Source organism: Breoghania sp. L-A4 (genome assembly GCF_003432385.1).
In the GTDB taxonomy this organism is placed as follows: Bacteria; Pseudomonadota; Alphaproteobacteria; order Rhizobiales; family Stappiaceae; genus Breoghania.
The window spans coordinates 2516352-2531943 of the sequence record NZ_CP031841.1 but is presented as its reverse complement, the minus strand read 5'-3'; the positions used below and the strand labels follow the sequence as shown (position 1 = coordinate 2531943).

General features: G+C 66.8%; 14 protein-coding genes and 1 pseudogene. 5 read left to right on the top strand and 10 right to left on the bottom strand.

Going from position 1 to position 15592, the window contains the following annotated elements; all coding sequences use genetic code 11:
* Window positions 1-45: 45 nt before the first annotated feature.
* The 6 genes and pseudogenes from D1F64_RS11630 to D1F64_RS23335 all read right to left on the bottom strand — a co-directional run bounded on the left by D1F64_RS11630 (window position 46) and on the right by D1F64_RS23335 (window position 4703).
* Window positions 46-899: pseudogene (locus tag D1F64_RS11630) on the bottom strand (LysR family transcriptional regulator).
* Window positions 900-1009: 110 nt separating this feature from the next.
* The gene (locus D1F64_RS11625) at window positions 1010-1987 is read right to left on the bottom strand and encodes a quinone oxidoreductase (protein WP_117412584.1); all 978 of its coding nucleotides are present in this window, start codon (window positions 1985-1987) and stop codon (window positions 1010-1012) included.
* Window positions 1988-2063: 76 nt separating this feature from the next.
* Window positions 2064-2795 (bottom strand): TerC family protein, encoded by a 732-nt coding sequence (locus D1F64_RS11620; RefSeq protein WP_117412583.1) that lies wholly within the window; start codon window positions 2793-2795, stop codon window positions 2064-2066.
* 4 nt (window positions 2796-2799) lie between these two features.
* Complete coding sequence (locus tag D1F64_RS11615) at window positions 2800-3522, bottom strand: CDP-alcohol phosphatidyltransferase family protein (protein ID WP_117412582.1); 723 nt, start codon at window positions 3520-3522, stop codon at window positions 2800-2802.
* A gap of 244 nt (window positions 3523-3766) precedes the next feature.
* Entirely contained in the window at window positions 3767-4312 is a 546-nt protein-coding gene (locus tag D1F64_RS11610; protein ID WP_117412581.1) for a DUF2182 domain-containing protein, read from the bottom strand.
* Between the two features lie 70 nt (window positions 4313-4382).
* The gene (locus tag D1F64_RS23335; RefSeq protein ID WP_162901485.1) at window positions 4383-4703 is read right to left on the bottom strand and encodes a hypothetical protein; all 321 of its coding nucleotides are present in this window, start codon (window positions 4701-4703) and stop codon (window positions 4383-4385) included.
* Window positions 4704-4960: 257 nt separating this feature from the next.
* Here D1F64_RS23335 and D1F64_RS11605 point away from each other — a divergent pair, with 257 nt between their 5' ends.
* The gene (locus D1F64_RS11605) at window positions 4961-6217 is read left to right on the top strand and encodes a UbiH/UbiF family hydroxylase (protein WP_117412580.1); all 1257 of its coding nucleotides are present in this window, start codon (window positions 4961-4963) and stop codon (window positions 6215-6217) included.
* 857 nt (window positions 6218-7074) lie between these two features.
* Here the strand turns inward: D1F64_RS11605 and D1F64_RS11600 are convergent.
* On the bottom strand, window positions 7075-8130 hold the full coding sequence (locus tag D1F64_RS11600) for a CoA transferase (protein ID WP_117412579.1): 1056 nt from the start codon (window positions 8128-8130) through the stop codon (window positions 7075-7077).
* A 52-nt stretch (window positions 8131-8182) separates the two neighbouring features.
* Window positions 8183-9136: an AEC family transporter gene (locus D1F64_RS11595; RefSeq protein ID WP_117412578.1), complete on the bottom strand. Its 954-nt coding sequence runs from the start codon at window positions 9134-9136 to the stop codon at window positions 8183-8185.
* Window positions 9137-9305: 169 nt separating this feature from the next.
* Here D1F64_RS11595 and D1F64_RS11590 point away from each other — a divergent pair, with 169 nt between their 5' ends.
* The 3 genes from D1F64_RS11590 (at window position 9306) to hspQ (ending at window position 12017) form a co-directional block, all read left to right on the top strand.
* The gene (locus D1F64_RS11590; RefSeq protein WP_205470443.1) at window positions 9306-10205 is read left to right on the top strand and encodes a lipid A biosynthesis acyltransferase; all 900 of its coding nucleotides are present in this window, start codon (window positions 9306-9308) and stop codon (window positions 10203-10205) included.
* A 128-nt stretch (window positions 10206-10333) separates the two neighbouring features.
* Window positions 10334-11383, top strand: a complete 1050-nt coding sequence (locus D1F64_RS11585) for a CoA ester lyase (protein ID WP_117412576.1) — start codon at window positions 10334-10336, stop codon at window positions 11381-11383.
* A gap of 310 nt (window positions 11384-11693) precedes the next feature.
* The gene (hspQ, locus tag D1F64_RS11580) at window positions 11694-12017 is read left to right on the top strand and encodes a heat shock protein HspQ (protein ID WP_162901732.1); all 324 of its coding nucleotides are present in this window, start codon (window positions 11694-11696) and stop codon (window positions 12015-12017) included.
* 53 nt (window positions 12018-12070) lie between these two features.
* Here the strand turns inward: hspQ and D1F64_RS11575 are convergent, their stop codons facing one another.
* Window positions 12071-12652 carry an invasion associated locus B family protein gene (locus D1F64_RS11575; protein ID WP_117412574.1) on the bottom strand — a complete coding sequence of 194 codons (582 nt, stop codon included), beginning with the start codon at window positions 12650-12652 and terminating at the stop codon, window positions 12071-12073.
* A gap of 127 nt (window positions 12653-12779) precedes the next feature.
* On the bottom strand, window positions 12780-13427 hold the full coding sequence (locus tag D1F64_RS11570; protein WP_117412573.1) for an invasion associated locus B family protein: 648 nt from the start codon (window positions 13425-13427) through the stop codon (window positions 12780-12782).
* A 252-nt stretch (window positions 13428-13679) separates the two neighbouring features.
* Here D1F64_RS11570 and D1F64_RS11565 point away from each other — a divergent pair, with 252 nt between their 5' ends.
* A complete protein-coding gene (locus tag D1F64_RS11565) occupies window positions 13680-15587 on the top strand; it encodes an extracellular solute-binding protein (protein WP_248304431.1) in 1908 nt (635 codons plus the stop codon).
* The last annotated feature ends 5 nt before the right edge of the window (window positions 15588-15592 follow it).

The following is a 15592-nucleotide window of genomic DNA, read 5'->3' as shown; positions in this document are numbered from 1 at the left end:
TGCGCAAAAGAACAGAAAACAGTGCCCAACGATGCCGAAAAGGCATCAATCGACAATCAATGTCTGCCGCAACACGCTGACGGCGTGATCGAAGAACATCGCCGGGGCCAGAGCAAGACCCCGGTGCGCCGACGTGATGATGGCGAAGCGGTCGCGCTGCAGCGGCACGTCGGAGAGTTTCCGGAACACCAGCCGGCCCGCCGCGAGGTCGTCTTCCAGCCCCACCCGGGTCTGAAAGGCGACGCAGGAGCCCTTTCGGGCCAGCGCCTTCATGAAGCGCAGGGAGTTGGATTCCACAAAGGTGCGCTTGGACTGGCTCTTGGCGCCAAACGTGGCGTCGATGCGCGCGCGCAGCGACAGGCCCGGGCCGGCATCGCCACCGGATAGGCGAAACACTCCGCGAGACTGAGATCGTCGCGCGCCGCCAGCGGATGGTCCGGCGCCATGATGCAGCCGATGGGCAGATCGCGTTGGAAATTCACCGACAGGCGCGGGGTCTCAGGCGGCTCGTAGGTGAAGCCGACATCGGCCTCCGCCGCCTCGACCCTGGCGGCGACGGTTTCCGAATCGTCGACCGACACCTCAACGTGGATGCCGGAGAACTTCGTGCGAAACGCGGAGACGATATCGGGCAGGATCACCTCGATGACGCTTTCCACCGCCGCCACCCGCACGATGCCGCGGCGCAGGCCCTTGAGCGCGTCGAGTTCGGAGAACGTCGCCTCGTAGTCGCCGAGCGTGCGGCGCACGTGGGCGAGCAGGATCTCGCCCGCGTGCGACAGCCGCAAGCCGCGGCCCACCCGGTCGAAGAGCTGCACGCCGAGCTGGTCCTCCAGCGACAGCACCTGCCGGTTGACCGCCGAGGAGGCGACGTTCAGCTCGCGGGCGGCGCCGCGCATGGAGCCTGCGCGCGCCACCGCCTCGAAGTAGCGCACCGCCGGGCCATAGAGATATCGAACGCGGTCCAGAACGTTTCCCCCTGTTCGCGGTGTGGACCGCCTCCGCCGCCCTACGGAATCAGCACCGTGGTGCCGGTGGTCCTGCGGCCTTCGAGATCCTGATGCGCCTTCACGCCGTCCGCCAGGGCGTATTCCTGGTTGACCGGGATTTTCACCGCGCCCGAGGCAACCACGTCGAAGAGATCCCCCGCCGTCTCCAACAGATCGGCGCGCGCCGCGATATAGCTGAACACCGTCGGCCGGGTGACGAAGAGCGACCCCTTTTTGCCCAGCAGGCCGAGGTTGAAGTCCGGGACCGGCCCGGACGACTGGCCGAAGGTGACCCACAGGCCGAGCGGCTTGAGGCAGTCGAGCGACCCGGCCCAGGTGTCCTTGCCCACGGAATCATAGACCACGTCGCAGCCCGCGCCGCCGGTGATCTCCTTGACGCGCTCGACGAAATTCTCGGTGCGGTAGTTGATCACGTGGGTGTAGCCGGCCGCCCGCGCGATCTCCGCCTTGGCGTCCGAACCCACAGTACCGATGGCGGTGGCTCCGATGTGGCGCGCCCACTGGCCCGCGATCTGGCCGACGCCGCCGGCCGCGGCGTGAAACAGCAGCACCGTGTCCGGAGTCACCTTGAAGGTCCTGCGCAGCAGATAGCGCGCGGTCATGCCCTTGAGCATCATGCCGGCGGCGGTCTTGTCGTCGATGCCCGCGGGCGTCTTCACCAGCCGGTCGGCGGGAACCAGACGCTCCTGCGCGTAGGAACCCAGCGGACCGACGTAGGCGACGCGGTCGCCCACCGCGAGATCGGTGACGCCCTCGCCGAGCGCCACGACCGTGCCCGCGCCCTCGTTTCCGGGAATGAACGGCAGCCCGGCCGGAGCGGGATAGAGCCCTGAGCGGAAATAGGTGTCGAGAAAGTTCAGACCGATCGCGCCGTGGCGCACCCGCGCCTCGCCCGGACCCGGGTCGCCGACCTCGACGTCCTCGAACCGCATGACCTCCGGTCCGCCCGTCTCGTGAACCCGCAGTGCCTTGACCATTGTGCTTCCCCGTGCGTGATCGCTTGTGATCTTATACGTTGTGTTTACAGCGCGAAGGCCGCCGGGCACAGGGGCGTCAGGACTTTTCCCGCGCCCTCGCCCGGCGCGCCGCGGCGATGATATTGACCATCTCGACGCCGCCGGCGAACGCCATGGCGAAGTAGATGTAGCCGCGCGGAATGTGGAAGCCGACGCCGTCGGCGACCAGCGCCACGCCGATCAGCAGCAGGAACGCCAGCGCCAGCATCTTGGTGGTCGGATGGTTCTTGATGAAGGCGGCGATGGCGCCCGAGGCCACATACATGATGATCATGGCGATCACCACGGCGGCGACCATGACCCCCAGATGCTCGGCCATGCCGATGGCGGTGAGGATCGAATCCACCGAGAACACCATGTCGATGACGATGATCTGGGCGATCACGGCGGCGAATGTGGCGGTGCCCGATGCGGACGCGCCGCCCTCCTCGCCGCCCTCGATCCCCTGATGGATCTCGTGGGTCGCCTTGAACAGCAGAAACAGCCCGCCGGCCAGCAGGATCAGATCGCGCCAGGAGAACGCCTCCCCGGCAAAGGAAAACAGCGTGTCCTGCAGGCCGATGAGCCAGGCCAGCGCGGCAAGCAGGGCGATGCGGAACCCAAGCGCCAGAGCAAGCCCGATCTTGCGGGCGCGGTCGGCCAGGGCGTCGGGCAGCCGTCCGACGATCACCGAGATGAACACGATGTTGTCGATGCCCAGCACGATCTCCATCACCGTCAGGGTGATCAGGCTGGCCCAGATGGCCGGATCGAATACCCACGCGATCATGGCATCATCCCGCCGTCTTCGCGGCGCTGCGCTTGGCGAGCTGCAGCAAGGCGCCGACGCCCAGCAGATAGAGGCTGGAGGCGGCCAGGCCGATTCCCACCGCGCCTTCCGCGACCATGCCGTTGCGCGCCGCGGCGAAGGCACTGCCCAGCCACAGCGCCGTTATCGCCAGATTGAGCGGCCGCCAGCGCTTGACGCGCACCGGGTGGACGAAGTTCACCGGCGCGAAGGTCAGCACGGCGAACACCAGCACGATGACGAAGGTCCAGGCGTGCAGCGCCTGAAAGACCATCAGGTCGAACACCAGCATGTTCCAGGTGACGGGGAAGCCGCGGAAGGAATTGTCCGGCGTCTTCATGCCCTCATAGGCGAAGTACAGCGCGCCGGTGATCACCACGAGTCCGGCGGCGATCAGGTTGTAGGGACTGTCCAGCAGCCCGCAGTTGGCGAGCGCGAAGGCCGGTACCAGCACGTAGGTGGCGTAATCAATGACGAAATCGAGCGAGGATCCGGACCAGTTGGGCAACCGCTCGGTGATCTTCACGGCGCGCGCCAGCGGACCGTCGACCCCGTCGACGAGCAGCGCCACACCCAGCCAGGCAAACGTCATCGGCCAGTTGCCCTCGGCCGCGGCGAGCAGCGCCAGCAATGCCCAAAGCGCGCCCGAGGCGGTGAGCAGATGCACGGAAAACGCCCGCACGACGGCGGTGGCATCGGACGTCTTCATGAGGCGTCTCGTCCGGGCTGCCGGGCAGCCTGCGAGTGCCATGCTTGCGAAAGATGAGTGATCACGACGCGCGTCGTCCCCCGAAAATGGCCCCGAATGCGGCGATACGCCGAATGCGGAACCCATCATGTCCTTGCGCCGCCGCCGGGATCGCCGCGACGGCGGTGGGCGCAAATCCTGCCGCAATCGGACGCCCCCGGCGAGCGATTCATGCGCCAAACATAACGGAATTGCGACGCAATCCTCAGAAAAACGCCGAAACAACTCCGGTGGAGACCAAAAGCGCAAGTCCCCAGGCGAGAAACAGCACGCCGATCAGCGGAGAAATCCAGCGCTGCGGCTGAGTCTTCTCGATCACCATCACGATTCCGAGCACGGCGATCCACAGGATGTTCATCACGCCGACGGCGAACATCACCGCCATCAGCGCCCAGCAGCAGCCCATGCAGTCGAGCCCCTGGCGCAGACCCGCGCGGTATGAGCCGCGCTGCGCAGGCTCGCCCAGGGTGTCGAACAGACCGGGATAAGGCGGATGGCACCGCAGGACACAGGCGCGCTTGAGCGGCGTGAACTGATAAAGCCCCGCGGCAATCAGCGTGGTGGCGGAAAGCGTGGTGGTGGCCGGGGCCATCATGGCGGTGGCGAGCTGCGCCTCGTGCAGGCCCCACTGCAGGGCGGTCGCGCCGAGCGAATAGGCGCACCAGACGCTCAGATAGCCCGCCGCGAGCGACACAACGGCGGAGGCCGCCCGCTGCGAGCCGCCGACGTGCCCGGCGTAGCGCGCCAGCATGGGGCGGCGCTGGGCAGCATCATCGCCAGCACCATCATCACCCACATGACGTAGACGAGCGCCAGATCGGTCAGCCCCCACGAGCCCGCGCCCGCCATTCCGAAGCTGCTGGCGTACCCAGGCAGGCACAGGGCCGCGAGACCCGCGCGCACCTCCGCCGGCAGATCCGCAAAGGCGCCGAGTTGGTTGAAAAGCCGCATGCCGGGCCGAGTTCGGCCATGTCCATCGACGACGGCATGGCGGCGAGCATGGCCGCGAGATACAGCCAGCCGGCCAGCGCGGCCACGGCGACGGCGCCGTAGACCAGCGTGCCGGGCCGGCGCGTCAGCAGGGCCGCAACCCGGCTCGTCACCGGGCTTGCGGGGCGCGGCTGGTTCGCAATGTCACTCATGTCGCCTTGTCGATACTCCACGCCCTGCCGCGCCTTTGCCGGATCACAATCGGATGCCGTTTCGCGCCGCGGCGGTCCCGCCCATAAAACCGGCTCGCCGTCCGGCACACAAGCGCCAATCCGCGCAGCGACAATTGGCAGCGGCGGTGCCTCCCTGGTTGCGAGGCGTTTGCCATGAGCCTAGATCTTACGAAGCCGGATTGTCCGGGCGCTCCTCCGGGCCGCCTGGAAACCCCACACCACGACGGGTGCACGCGATGAGCCAGAGCGACCGAAATGCCGAAAACGAAAAGGCTTCCCGCGCGGACGTGGCCGACGTGATCATCGCGGGCACCGGACCTTCGGGCCTGATCGCCGCGATTCTCCTGGCGCGCTCGGGCCTGGATACCGTGCTGGTGGGTCCCGCCGCCCCGCGCGACGACCGGCGCACCACCGCGCTGCTGGAATCCTCGGTGCGCATTCTCGACCGCATCGGCCTGTGGCCGGCGATCGCCAGACACGCCGCGCCCTTGAAGCGGATGCGCATCGTCGACGACACAAAGCGACTTTTCCGCGCGCCGGAGACCGTGTTCGACAGCGCCGAAATCGGTCTTGATGCCTTCGGGTACAATATTTTGAACGAAGATCTTAATGTGATCCTTCACGATGCGGCGGCCACGACGCCCAGCTTGCGCCGCGTGGAGGGATTCGTCACCGGCATCGTGCACCATGCACATGACTGCGAGGTGATGGTGGCCGGCGCCGGTTCGCTGCGCGCACGGCTGCTGGTGGGCGCGGATGGCCGCAATTCGCGGGTGCGCGAGGCCGCCGGCATTGGAGTGAAGCGCTGGAACTACGACCAGGCGGCGCTGGTGCTGAACCTGCGGCACGACCGGCCGCACCACGATACATCAACGGAATTCCACACCCCCAGCGGCCCCTTCACCCTTGTGCCGCTGGGCGATGGCCGCTCGAGCCTGGTGTGCGTGGAACGCCCCGCCGAGGCCGAGAGACTCACAACGCTTTCGCCCGAGGCGCTGTCGCTGGAGCTGGAGAGGCGCGCGAAATCCTTCCTCGGCAAGATGCGGGTCGACGGCCCGGTGCAGATCTATCCGCTGTCGGGCATGACGGCGGAAAAGGTCGCGGCGAAGCGCTCGGCGCTGATCGGCGAGACCGCGCATGTGTTCCCGCCCATCGGCGCGCAGGGTCTCAACCTGAGCCTGCGCGACATCGAGGCGCTGGGCCATGTGCTGGAGCGCGCGCGCGCCGAGCATCTGGACATCGGCGGCGAGGAGGTGATGGCCCGCTATGAGCGCGCGCGGCGCACCGACATCGCCACCCGCACCACGGCGGTGGACCTGCTCAACCGCACGCTGCTGGCCGATTTCCTGCCCATCCAGATGATGCGCAGCGTCGGACTGTATCTCGCCGGCCGCATCCCGCCGCTGCGCAAGCTGATGATGCGCGAGGGCGTCGCGCCCGGCTTCATCAGCGCCCGCGGCGACGACAGTCTTCTGGGACGGCTGAGCCGGTAGGGTTCGGGGCGGGCACCTGGCTCGATCAAATTTTTCCGGATCGAACAAGCCTCGCTCTCAGGCTTCAACTCAACCAAGTCATTCCGGACCGTGTGCGGCAACGCCGCATCACGCGATCCGGAATCCAGGAGAAGAGCGCCCGCAGGGCGCATGATCCTTCATGCCGCGGTGACGAGTGAACAAAGCGCCTTCGGCGAGTTCCTCCTGGGTTCCGGCTCTCTCGACACGCTCTGCGAGCGTGCTCGGGCCGGAATGACGTCGAGGGTTGAAGCGTCACAGAGACATTCATGGGCGCGGCGGCTGTCGTTCGCGAGGACTTGAGCAGCCGCCGTTCACCGCAGCCAGTGTTGTGCTTCAATCCTCCCAAGTCATTCCGGACCGTGTGCGGCAACGCCGCATCACGCGATCCGGAATCCCGGAGAAGAGCGCCCGCAGGGCGCATGATCCTTCATGCCGCGGTGAAGAGTGAACAAAGCGCCTTCGGCGAGTTCCTCCTGGGTTCCGGCTCTCGCGATGCACCTGCGGTGCACGCGGTCCGGAATGACGTTGGGAGTTGAAGCATCACAGAGACATTCATAGGCGCGGCGCACTGCGATACTCCGGCTCCCCACGCCCGCTCCAACCTGAGTGTCACCCCGGCCTCCGAGCCGGGGCCCACTCTGCTCTCCGCTTGTGGAAACAATCACGGTCTGGCTAAGACACTGGCGCGCAAAGACGCGTCTCGGCGCTCGCGGGACGGCATGTTGGGTCCCGGCTCGGGGGCCGGGATGACATCCCCGGTGAGGCAGCAGACGTCGGAAACAATCAACGCCCGGTGAGGCACAGGCGCGCCCAAAGCGCGCACCGCCCCTTCAGCGTCACGCAGTGGTTTTCCGGAACCCCGGCGCGATGGGGACGGCGGCGGCGGGCAGTCCGCCCGGTTCGATGATGTGGTCGAACAGCCCGCGCGCACGGAAATGCGGGTCCTGCATGGCCTCCTCCAGCCCGAGCACCACGGTGGCGCAGCAATCCGCCTTGGCGAGCAGCGGCCGCCATTCCTCTGAGGTCTTTTCGCGGATGGCTCCGGCGATTGCGCGGGCGGTGGCCTGCGGGTCGATCCGGTCGTCGCGCAGCTCTTGTGGAATATCCAGCACATCGCACAGGGTGATCCAGAATTTCTGCTCGAGACTGGCCACCGCGATCAGCCGGCCGTCGGCCGCCGGATACAGCCGGTAGCGCGGCGAGCCGCCGGTCAGCAGCCCCTGCCCGCTGACAGGCACTTTTCCAGTCGCCGCAAGCTCGGCCTGCGCGAAGACGGCGAAAGTGAAGGCGGCATCGGCCATGGCGATGTCGAGGCAGCAGCCCTCGCCCGTGCGCTGGCGGGCGATCAGCGCCAGCAGGATGTTGGCGAGCGCGGGAAACGAGCCGCCGCCGATATCCGCCACCAGCGCCGGCGGGACTGTGGGCGCATCGGTATCCCCATGCGACAGCGCCAAAAGGCCGGTGTTGCCGACATAGTTGAGATCGTGGCCGGCCTCGCCGGCGCGCGGACCCGTCTGCCCGTAGCCGGAGATCGAGCAGTAGATCAGCCTCGGGTTGATCGCCTTGAGCGCCTCATAGCCCAGACCCAGCCGCGCCATGACGCCGGGGCGGAACTGTTCGACCAGGATATCCGCCTGCTCGATCATCGGCCGCAGGGTTTCGATCGCATCCGCAGCCTTCAGGTCGATCTCGACGCTGGTCTTGCCGCGGTTGAGCAGGGCGAAAGGTGCAGAAACGCCGCCGACGAAGGGCGGATAGTGGCGCATGTCCTCGCCGCCAGGCTTCTCGATCTTGGTGACATGGGCGCCGGCCTCCGCCAGCATCAGGGTCGCCAACGGCCCCGGCAGCAGCGTGGTGAAGTCGAGAACCCGGATCCCGTCCAGTGGCTGCATGGTAATACCCGTCCCGCTTTGGCGTCGCCGTAGCGCCACGCTACAAGCCCGCTCAGAGGCCGGGCAACATGTTGTTGGTGATCAGATAGAGAAACGCCGTGACGGTGACCACCGAAACCAGGGTGCCGAGCATCACCACCGCCGAGGCCCGTTCCACATAGGTGTGGTAGGACTGCGCCATGACGAAGACGTTGGCGGCGGGCGGCAGGCAGGCCATCAGCACGGCGGTGGCGACCCACAGCGGCTCGAAGCCGCCGATCCAGTTGAGCAACGCCAGGATCAGCAGCGGATGCAGGATCAGCTTGATCAGCAGCAGCACCGGCAGCTCGCCGGGCACGCGCACCAGCGGCCTGAGCGCCACCGAGACGCCGAGCGCAAAAAGGGCGCAGGGTGCTGCGGCGTTGCGCAGGAAGGTCAGCAGCGTGTCCAGCGCCCTGGGCGGCTGGAAGCCGATGGCCGCGGCACCGACGCCGAGAATGGTGGCGATAATGAACGGATGGGTGAAAATCTGCTTGAGCACCCGCAGCGCCATCGTCTTCGCGTCGGCGTCCTGGGTGCCGCCGAGGGCCATCATCAGCGGCAGCAGCGTGAACAGCAGGATGTTGTCGAAGCAGAAGATCAGCGCCGTGGGGACGGCGGCAGCCGAGCCAAGGGCCGCGAGCGTCAGCCCCGGCCCCATGTAGCCGATGTTGGAATAGGCGCCCGCCATGCCCTGGATCGTGGCGACCGCGATGTTGCCGCGGGTGATCACCACGCCGATGCAGAAGGCCAGCGCGAAGGCGCAATAGGTCGCGAAGGTCGTGGCCGCCACATAGGCGAGATTGGTCAGTTCCTCGACCGGGGTCTGGGCCAGAAGCTGGAAGAACAGCGCCGGGAGCGCCAGATAGAGGATGAAGAAGTTCATCCAGTCGAGCCCGGCCGCGGGAAGGGAACGGATCTTGCCCGAGGCGAAGCCGACGAGGATCAAGCCGAAGAAGGGCAAGGCCAGAGTGAGAACGTCCTGCATTCGTGCGTCTGCCGGTGCCCTGGAGGATCGGTGGGAAGGGCCGCCGGACGCCGGCAACCGAATGTGCCGGTTGCGCGCCGCTTCGACCTTGAGTACTCCATCGAGGCCTAGCCGGTTCGCGAATGCCGGTCAATTGGCGCCGACGCCCGAAGCATCGACGGGAGCCCGAGTGAGCAGTTCCAAAGCCCCCCTGCCCCAGCGGCTGCGATACGCGGCCGAATATGCCGCGCTGCGCCTGCTCGGCGCCGCGATCCGCGCGATGCCGCTGGATATGGCCTCGAGCGTCATCGGCTGGTCCTGGCGCACACTCGCACCGCTGACCGGGCGTCATGCGCGCGCGCTTGAACACATCGGCGCGGCGTATCCCTCGATGCCGCAGGCCGAGCGCGAGACGCTTTCGCGCGACATGTGGGAGAATCTGGGGCGAATCATGGCCGAGACGTTCCAGCTCGACCGGATGATCGACTCACCCGGGCGCTATACCTACGATCTCGACGGCGTCGCCGACGTGCTCCGCGACCGGACCCGCGGCTGCGTCATCGTCTCGCTGCACACCGGAAACTGGGAAATCGTCGCCCAGCCGGCGGAGACATTCGGACTGCGGACGGCCGGCGTCTATCAGGCGTTGAGCAATCCGCTGTCGGACGCGTGGCTGACGAAGCTGCGCGCAGGACTGTTTCCCGGAGGGCTTTACGCGAAGGGACACGACACGGCGCGCAGGATGCTCTCGCATGTGCGAAGCGGCGGCGCGATCGCCTTTCTCGCCGACCACCGCGACGTGCGCGGCATCCAGGTGCCGTTCTTCGGCCGCCCCGCCTACGCCAACCCGTTTCCAGTGATGCTGGCGCGCTCCTGCGGCGTGCCCGTGGTGGCGGTTCGGGTGATCCGCGAAGGCGGCGTCCATTTCCGCTTCGCGGGCGAAATCGTGGAGATTCCGCGCGACGGCGACCGGCGCGAGGACATAGCAGCGGGCACCGCGATGGTGCATGGCGTGTTCGAGCGCTGGATCCGCGAGTACCCCGCGCAGTGGATGTGGATCCACCGCAAGTGGGCCAACGGCGCGGCGTGACGGTCCGTCCGCGCGCACGCGTCGGCCGCCGCTTCGCCTTCCGGCTGATTGTGCAGAGCAAAAAAACCGCTATTCTTGTGCCCAGACGCCACGCCCGCCATCGCCCTGAAACGTGAAACGGATCCAGCATGACCAAGAGCCCGCGCAGCTTCTATCAGCCCCTGGCCATCGGCGCGCCCGCGCCGCTGCGCGAGTTGCCGGTGCAACTGGAACGGATGATCCACTTCGTGCCGCCGCAGATCGAGAAGATGCGCGGCAAGGTGGCCGGACTGATCGGCAAGGTCGACGTGGTGCTGGGCAATCTCGAGGACGCCATTCCCGCCGACGAGAAGGACGCCGCGCGGCAGGGTTTCATCCAGATGGCGCGCGACAATGATTTCGGCGACACCGGGCTGTGGGCCCGCGTCAACTGCCTCAACTCGCCATGGCTGCTCGACGACATCCTGGAGATCGTGCCGGCGGTGGGACACAAGCTCGACGTGATCATGCTGCCGAAGGTGGAAGGCGCCTGGGACATCCACTATCTCGACCAGTTGCTCGCGCAACTGGAAGCGCGGCACGGAATCGAAAAACCGATCCTCATCCACGCGATCCTGGAGACCGCGGAAGGCGTGAAGAACGTCGCCGACATCGCGCTCGCCTCGCCGCGCATGCACGGCATGAGCCTTGGCCCCGCGGATCTGGCGGCCTCGCGCGGCATGAAGACGACGCGGGTCGGCGGCGGCCACCCGGACTACGGCGTGCTGGCGGACCCCGGCGCGGATGCACATGCGGCACGCGCCTTCTATCAGCAGGACCTGTGGCACTACACGGTGGCCAAGATGGTCGACGCCTGCATGAGCGCCGGAATCAAGCCGTTTTACGGCCCGTTCGGGGACTTTTCGGACCTCGCGGCCTGCGAATCCCAGTTTCGTAACGCTTTCCTCATGGGATGTGTGGGAGCATGGTCGCTGCATCCGACCCAGATCGACATCGCCAAGCGCGTGTTCAGCCCGGATCCGGATGAAGTGGCGTTTGCCGCGAAAATCATCAAGGCGATGCCCGACGGAACGGGGGCCGTGATGATCGACGGCAAGATGCAGGACGACGCCACCTGGAAGCAGGCCAAGGTGATCGTCGACCTGGCGAAGATCGTTGCCGCCAAGGACAGCGATTTCGCCGAGCGCTACGCGCTCTAGGGCGCGTCAGCGGCCACGGCGCGCGCGTCCGAGGTCGCAATGCCTGGCTTGACAGTGTAGAATGCCCATGCTTGTAGGGCCGCCTGCGCGGTCGCGCGCCGGACGCTCCGGCGCAGCACCGAAGACCACGCCCCGGTGACGCCGTGACCTTCGACGGCGTCATAAGCCATCGCGGCGCACGGCCCGCGTCGGCCCCGAGACAGGCAGCACCGCACCCGACAATCCTGCGGCCGCAGGATGGGCACAAGAACAGGACGCCGGACAAGGCGGCCGCCGAACCGTTTGGAGCACCGAGAACACAATGCAAAAGATCCGGGCCGCCAAATACAGGATCGGACAAGTCGTCCGCCACCGGGTCTATCCGTTCCGTGGCGTGGTTTTCGACGTGGATCCGGCCTACGACAACACCGACGAGTGGTACCAGTCGATCCCCGAGGATATCCGTCCGCGCAAGGATCAGCCGTTCTACCATTTGCTCGCCGAAAACGACGAGAGCGAATACATCGCCTACGTGTCGGAGCAGAATCTGGTCGAGGACGAGACCGGCGAGCCGGTGCGCCATCCTCAGATCGAGGAGTTGTTCGACACCTCCGAGGACGGCAACTACCACGCCCGCAACGTCGAACTGCACTGATCCCGAAAATGGGCGCGCCGCGCGCCTGAGCGCGCGACGCCTGTTGCCGCGCTCTACTGCTGCGCGTCGGCCGGAGTTTCCGGTGCCCCGTCGATGACGCCCGCGAATCCGGCGAGCGGAAACGTCAGCGTGGCCGGCTTGGACGCGGCGTCCATCAGACCCACGCGCATCGTCTCGCCGCGCCGCATGCGTCCGAGCGCCGGAGCATCCAGCAACTCATCGGCGAAGCACCGGTCCGCCAGGCAGATCCGGTAGGCGAGCTTCTGCGGGACCGCATCGTCAATCTGCACGACGAGACCCGGTTGCAGCAGCATCCGGTTGGGCACCGCCACCAGAAGCCGGGGCTCCGGCCGTCCGGTCACCGTTTCCACAGCCACCGAGGCCGACAGCCGGCCCTGATCGTCATAGAGCACCTGCGACGTCATGCAGGTCTGCTTGCCGGTGGCGTCCGGCGGGCTGCACTGTTTCGTCCAGGGTGACTTTTCCGGCTCCACCGGCGCTTCGCTGCCCGCGGCCAGCGCCGCGCCGGACGCGACAGCGCCAAGCACACCACCGGCCAGCATCATGCCCAGCATCCGGGCGGCCTTGCCGCCCGCACGCACCGGTATGGCGGTCGAAAGGGTCATCTTCTGCATCTGTCTCTCCTGGGACACGGCGAAACGCGAACGCGCGCTCCGCGGTTCAGAATTCCGCGCCGGAAACGAAAACGCCGCAGGGTCCGGGACCCCGCGGCGCCTTCGGATCGCGATTGCCGGCGCTTAATTAGTTCGCGGGCTCGGACTGCTTCTTCTGCTGTTCGATCAGCTTCTGACGGGCTTCCTCGGCGCGCTTCTGCAGCTCCGCCTGCAAGGCTTCCTGCTTCTGAGCCATCGCCTTGGGATCGACCGCCTCGCCGTCATAGATCTTGGTGAAGCCGATCAGCGTCAGATCGAAAGCGACGGCCTTGGCCTGCTGGTTCAGCGTGGTCAGCACCAGCTTGCCGCCGGCCTTCATGCCATCGATGAATTCCTTGGTGATCACCAGTTCGGCGTAGCAGGCGTTGGGGAAGCAGATGCCGTATTTGGCCTGCTCCTGCTTGCCGGCGTCGACCTGCACGCGCAAGCCCGGCTGGATCAGCATGCCCGGCGGCACCGCGACCAGCAGCGTCTTGCGGTCCTCGCCTTCGATCTCGCGAATCGCCACGGAGGCGAGAAACTGGCCCGTGTCCGTACGCAGTTCCTGGGTTACGAGGCACATGACCTTCTTGGTCTGCGGGACTTCGTTGCAGACCTTCACCCAAGCGGATTCCTCGGAGCCGGCGGCGGGGGTCTCCGGCGTCTGCGCAGCCGCCATACCCATGGTCGCGGCGGTAGCCATCGCCACAAGCGCGCTGCGCGCCATCGCTCCAACCCGGTTAATACTCTTGGCCATACATCAACGTCCTTGCTCAAATCCCCACCGGCGCTCAGCGGGGTCCACTATCCCTGCATCCCGCCACACGCATCCTCAATGCACTGCATCGGGGGAAATTGCGGCGAGACGGTGACACGACTCCCGCGCATGAATAGCCCGGCATCACATATATTTCCAGCGGTTCTGAAAAAGTACGCACGCCAAAGGAGGCGCCGATTGTGCTAGTGTCGGGATTGGAATCATTCGTTTCTTAACCAATCCGACTGCCCCATGGACCGCTGGCGCGCCCGCATGACCGTCACCCCGACCCCCGATCGTCCCCTGTCCGCCGGCTCGTCCCGGCGCGCCGCAAGCCTGACGGGTCTGCGCGCCCTGGCTGTCGTGTGCGCGCTGGCGCTCGGGGCCCAGGTGGCCGCGGCCGCGCCGCAGCACGGCATCGCCATGCATGGCAAGCCGGCGCTGGAGGCCGGGTTCACCCACCTGCCTTACGCGAATCCCGAGGCGCCGAAAGGCGGCCGGATCACCTACGGCGTCCAGGGCAGTTTCGACAGCACCAACCCCTTTATCGTCAAGGGCGTCGCCGCGCGCGGGCTGTGGGACTTCGAATATGGCAACAACGTCTACGAGAGCCTGCTGACGCGCAATCGCGACGAGGCCTTCTCGCTCTACGGCCTGATCGCGGAAAGCGTCGAGGTGCCGGACGACCGTTCGTGGGTCGAGTTCCGCCTGCGGCCCGAAGCGCGGTTTTCCGACGGCACGCCGATCACCGCCGACGACGTGATCTTTTCGGTGGAGCTGCTGCGCGAGCACGGGCGGCCGCACTACCGCTCCTGGTACAAGAAGGTCGAGCGGCTCGAGAGCCCTGATGCGCATACGGTGCGTTTCGTGTTCAAGGACGGGACCGACCGCGAGCTTCCGCTGCTGATCGGCCTGGCGCCGATCCTGCCGAAACACGCGACCGATCCGGAAACCTTCGAGCGCTCGAACCTGGACACGCCGCTGGGATCGGGTCCCTACACGGTCGCGGCGCTGGACCCGGGCGGCCACATCGTGCTCACGCGCGACGAGAACTATTGGGGCAAGGATCTGGCCGTGAAGGCCGGGCACGACAATTTCGATGAGATCCGCATCGACTATTACCGCGACCACAACTCGCTGTTCGAGGCCTTCAAGAAGGGCCTTGTGCATCTGATGGTGGAAAAGGATCCCGCGCGCTGGGCGCAAGCGTATGATTTCCCCGCGGTCACGGACGGCCGCGTGGTGCGCGACACGCTGGAGAACGCCATGCCGCAGGGCATGCTGGGCATGGTGTACAACACCCGCCGGCCGGTGTTCTCCGATCCGCTGGTGCGTCAGGCGCTGCAGCATCTGCTGGATTTCGAGTGGCTGAACCAGAATCTGTATTTCGGCCTCTACGAGCGCACCCACGGCTATTTCGACGGCTCGTTCCTCTCCTCCATCGGCCGGCCGGCGAGCGCCGAGGAACAGGCGCTGCTGGCGCCCTTCCCCGGCGCCGTGCGGCCCGACGTCATGCAGGGCGCCTGGCGGGCGCCCACGTCGGATGGCAGCGGCAGCGACCGCGGCGCGCTGCGCGCCGCGGTGACGCTGCTCAAGCAGGCCGGATACGCCATCGACGGCGGCGTGATGACCCAGACATCGAGCACAGCGCCGCTGACCTTCGAGATCCTGACGAAGAACAAGGACGAGGAGCGGCTGGCGCTGGCGTTTGAGCGGACGCTGGCGCGCATCGGCATCGCGGTGACCATCCGTACGGTCGATTCCGCGCAGTACGAGCGCCGCCGCATCGCCTACGACTACGACATGACCTTCAACTACTGGCCGGTATCGCTGTCACCTGGCAACGAACAGTCTTTCCGCTGGAGCTCGGCCAGCGCGGAGCAGGACGGAACATTCAATTTCGCCGGCGCCCACGAGCCGGCGATCGACGCGATGATCGACGCCATGCTGGCCGCGCGCACCGAGGAACAGTTCACCGCCGCGGTGCGCGCCTTCGACCGGGTGCTGATTTCCGGCTTCTACGTGGTGCCCTTGTTCCATCTGCCGGCCGAATGGGTCGCGCGCTGGGCGAACATCGTTCACCCCGACGCCGCGCCGCTGACCGGCTACCGTCTCGACACGTGGTGGTCCGCCGCCTCGGAAGCGACACCGACGCAATGACAGAT

What these genes read in the sequence shown, in the direction of transcription:
- D1F64_RS11625 (WP_117412584.1), bottom strand. Translation starts at nt 1,987, where the DNA reads ATGGTCAAGGCACTGCGGGTTCACGAGACGGGCGGACCGGAGGTCATG.
- D1F64_RS11620 (WP_117412583.1), bottom strand. Translation starts at nt 2,795, where the DNA reads ATGATCGCGTGGGTATTCGATCCGGCCATCTGGGCCAGCCTGATCACC.
- D1F64_RS11615 (WP_117412582.1), bottom strand. Translation starts at nt 3,522, where the DNA reads ATGAAGACGTCCGATGCCACCGCCGTCGTGCGGGCGTTTTCCGTGCAT.
- D1F64_RS11610 (WP_117412581.1), bottom strand. Translation starts at nt 4,312, where the DNA reads ATGCTGGCGCGCTACGCCGGGCACGTCGGCGGCTCGCAGCGGGCGGCC.
- D1F64_RS23335 (WP_162901485.1), bottom strand. Translation starts at nt 4,703, where the DNA reads ATGAGTGACATTGCGAACCAGCCGCGCCCCGCAAGCCCGGTGACGAGC.
- D1F64_RS11605 (WP_117412580.1), top strand. Translation starts at nt 4,961, where the DNA reads ATGAGCCAGAGCGACCGAAATGCCGAAAACGAAAAGGCTTCCCGCGCG.
- D1F64_RS11600 (WP_117412579.1), bottom strand. Translation starts at nt 8,130, where the DNA reads ATGCAGCCACTGGACGGGATCCGGGTTCTCGACTTCACCACGCTGCTG.
- D1F64_RS11595 (WP_117412578.1), bottom strand. Translation starts at nt 9,136, where the DNA reads ATGCAGGACGTTCTCACTCTGGCCTTGCCCTTCTTCGGCTTGATCCTC.
- D1F64_RS11585 (WP_117412576.1), top strand. Translation starts at nt 10,334, where the DNA reads ATGACCAAGAGCCCGCGCAGCTTCTATCAGCCCCTGGCCATCGGCGCG.
- D1F64_RS11575 (WP_117412574.1), bottom strand. Translation starts at nt 12,652, where the DNA reads ATGCAGAAGATGACCCTTTCGACCGCCATACCGGTGCGTGCGGGCGGC.
- D1F64_RS11570 (WP_117412573.1), bottom strand. Translation starts at nt 13,427, where the DNA reads ATGGCCAAGAGTATTAACCGGGTTGGAGCGATGGCGCGCAGCGCGCTT.
- D1F64_RS11565 (WP_248304431.1), top strand. Translation starts at nt 13,680, where the DNA reads ATGGACCGCTGGCGCGCCCGCATGACCGTCACCCCGACCCCCGATCGT.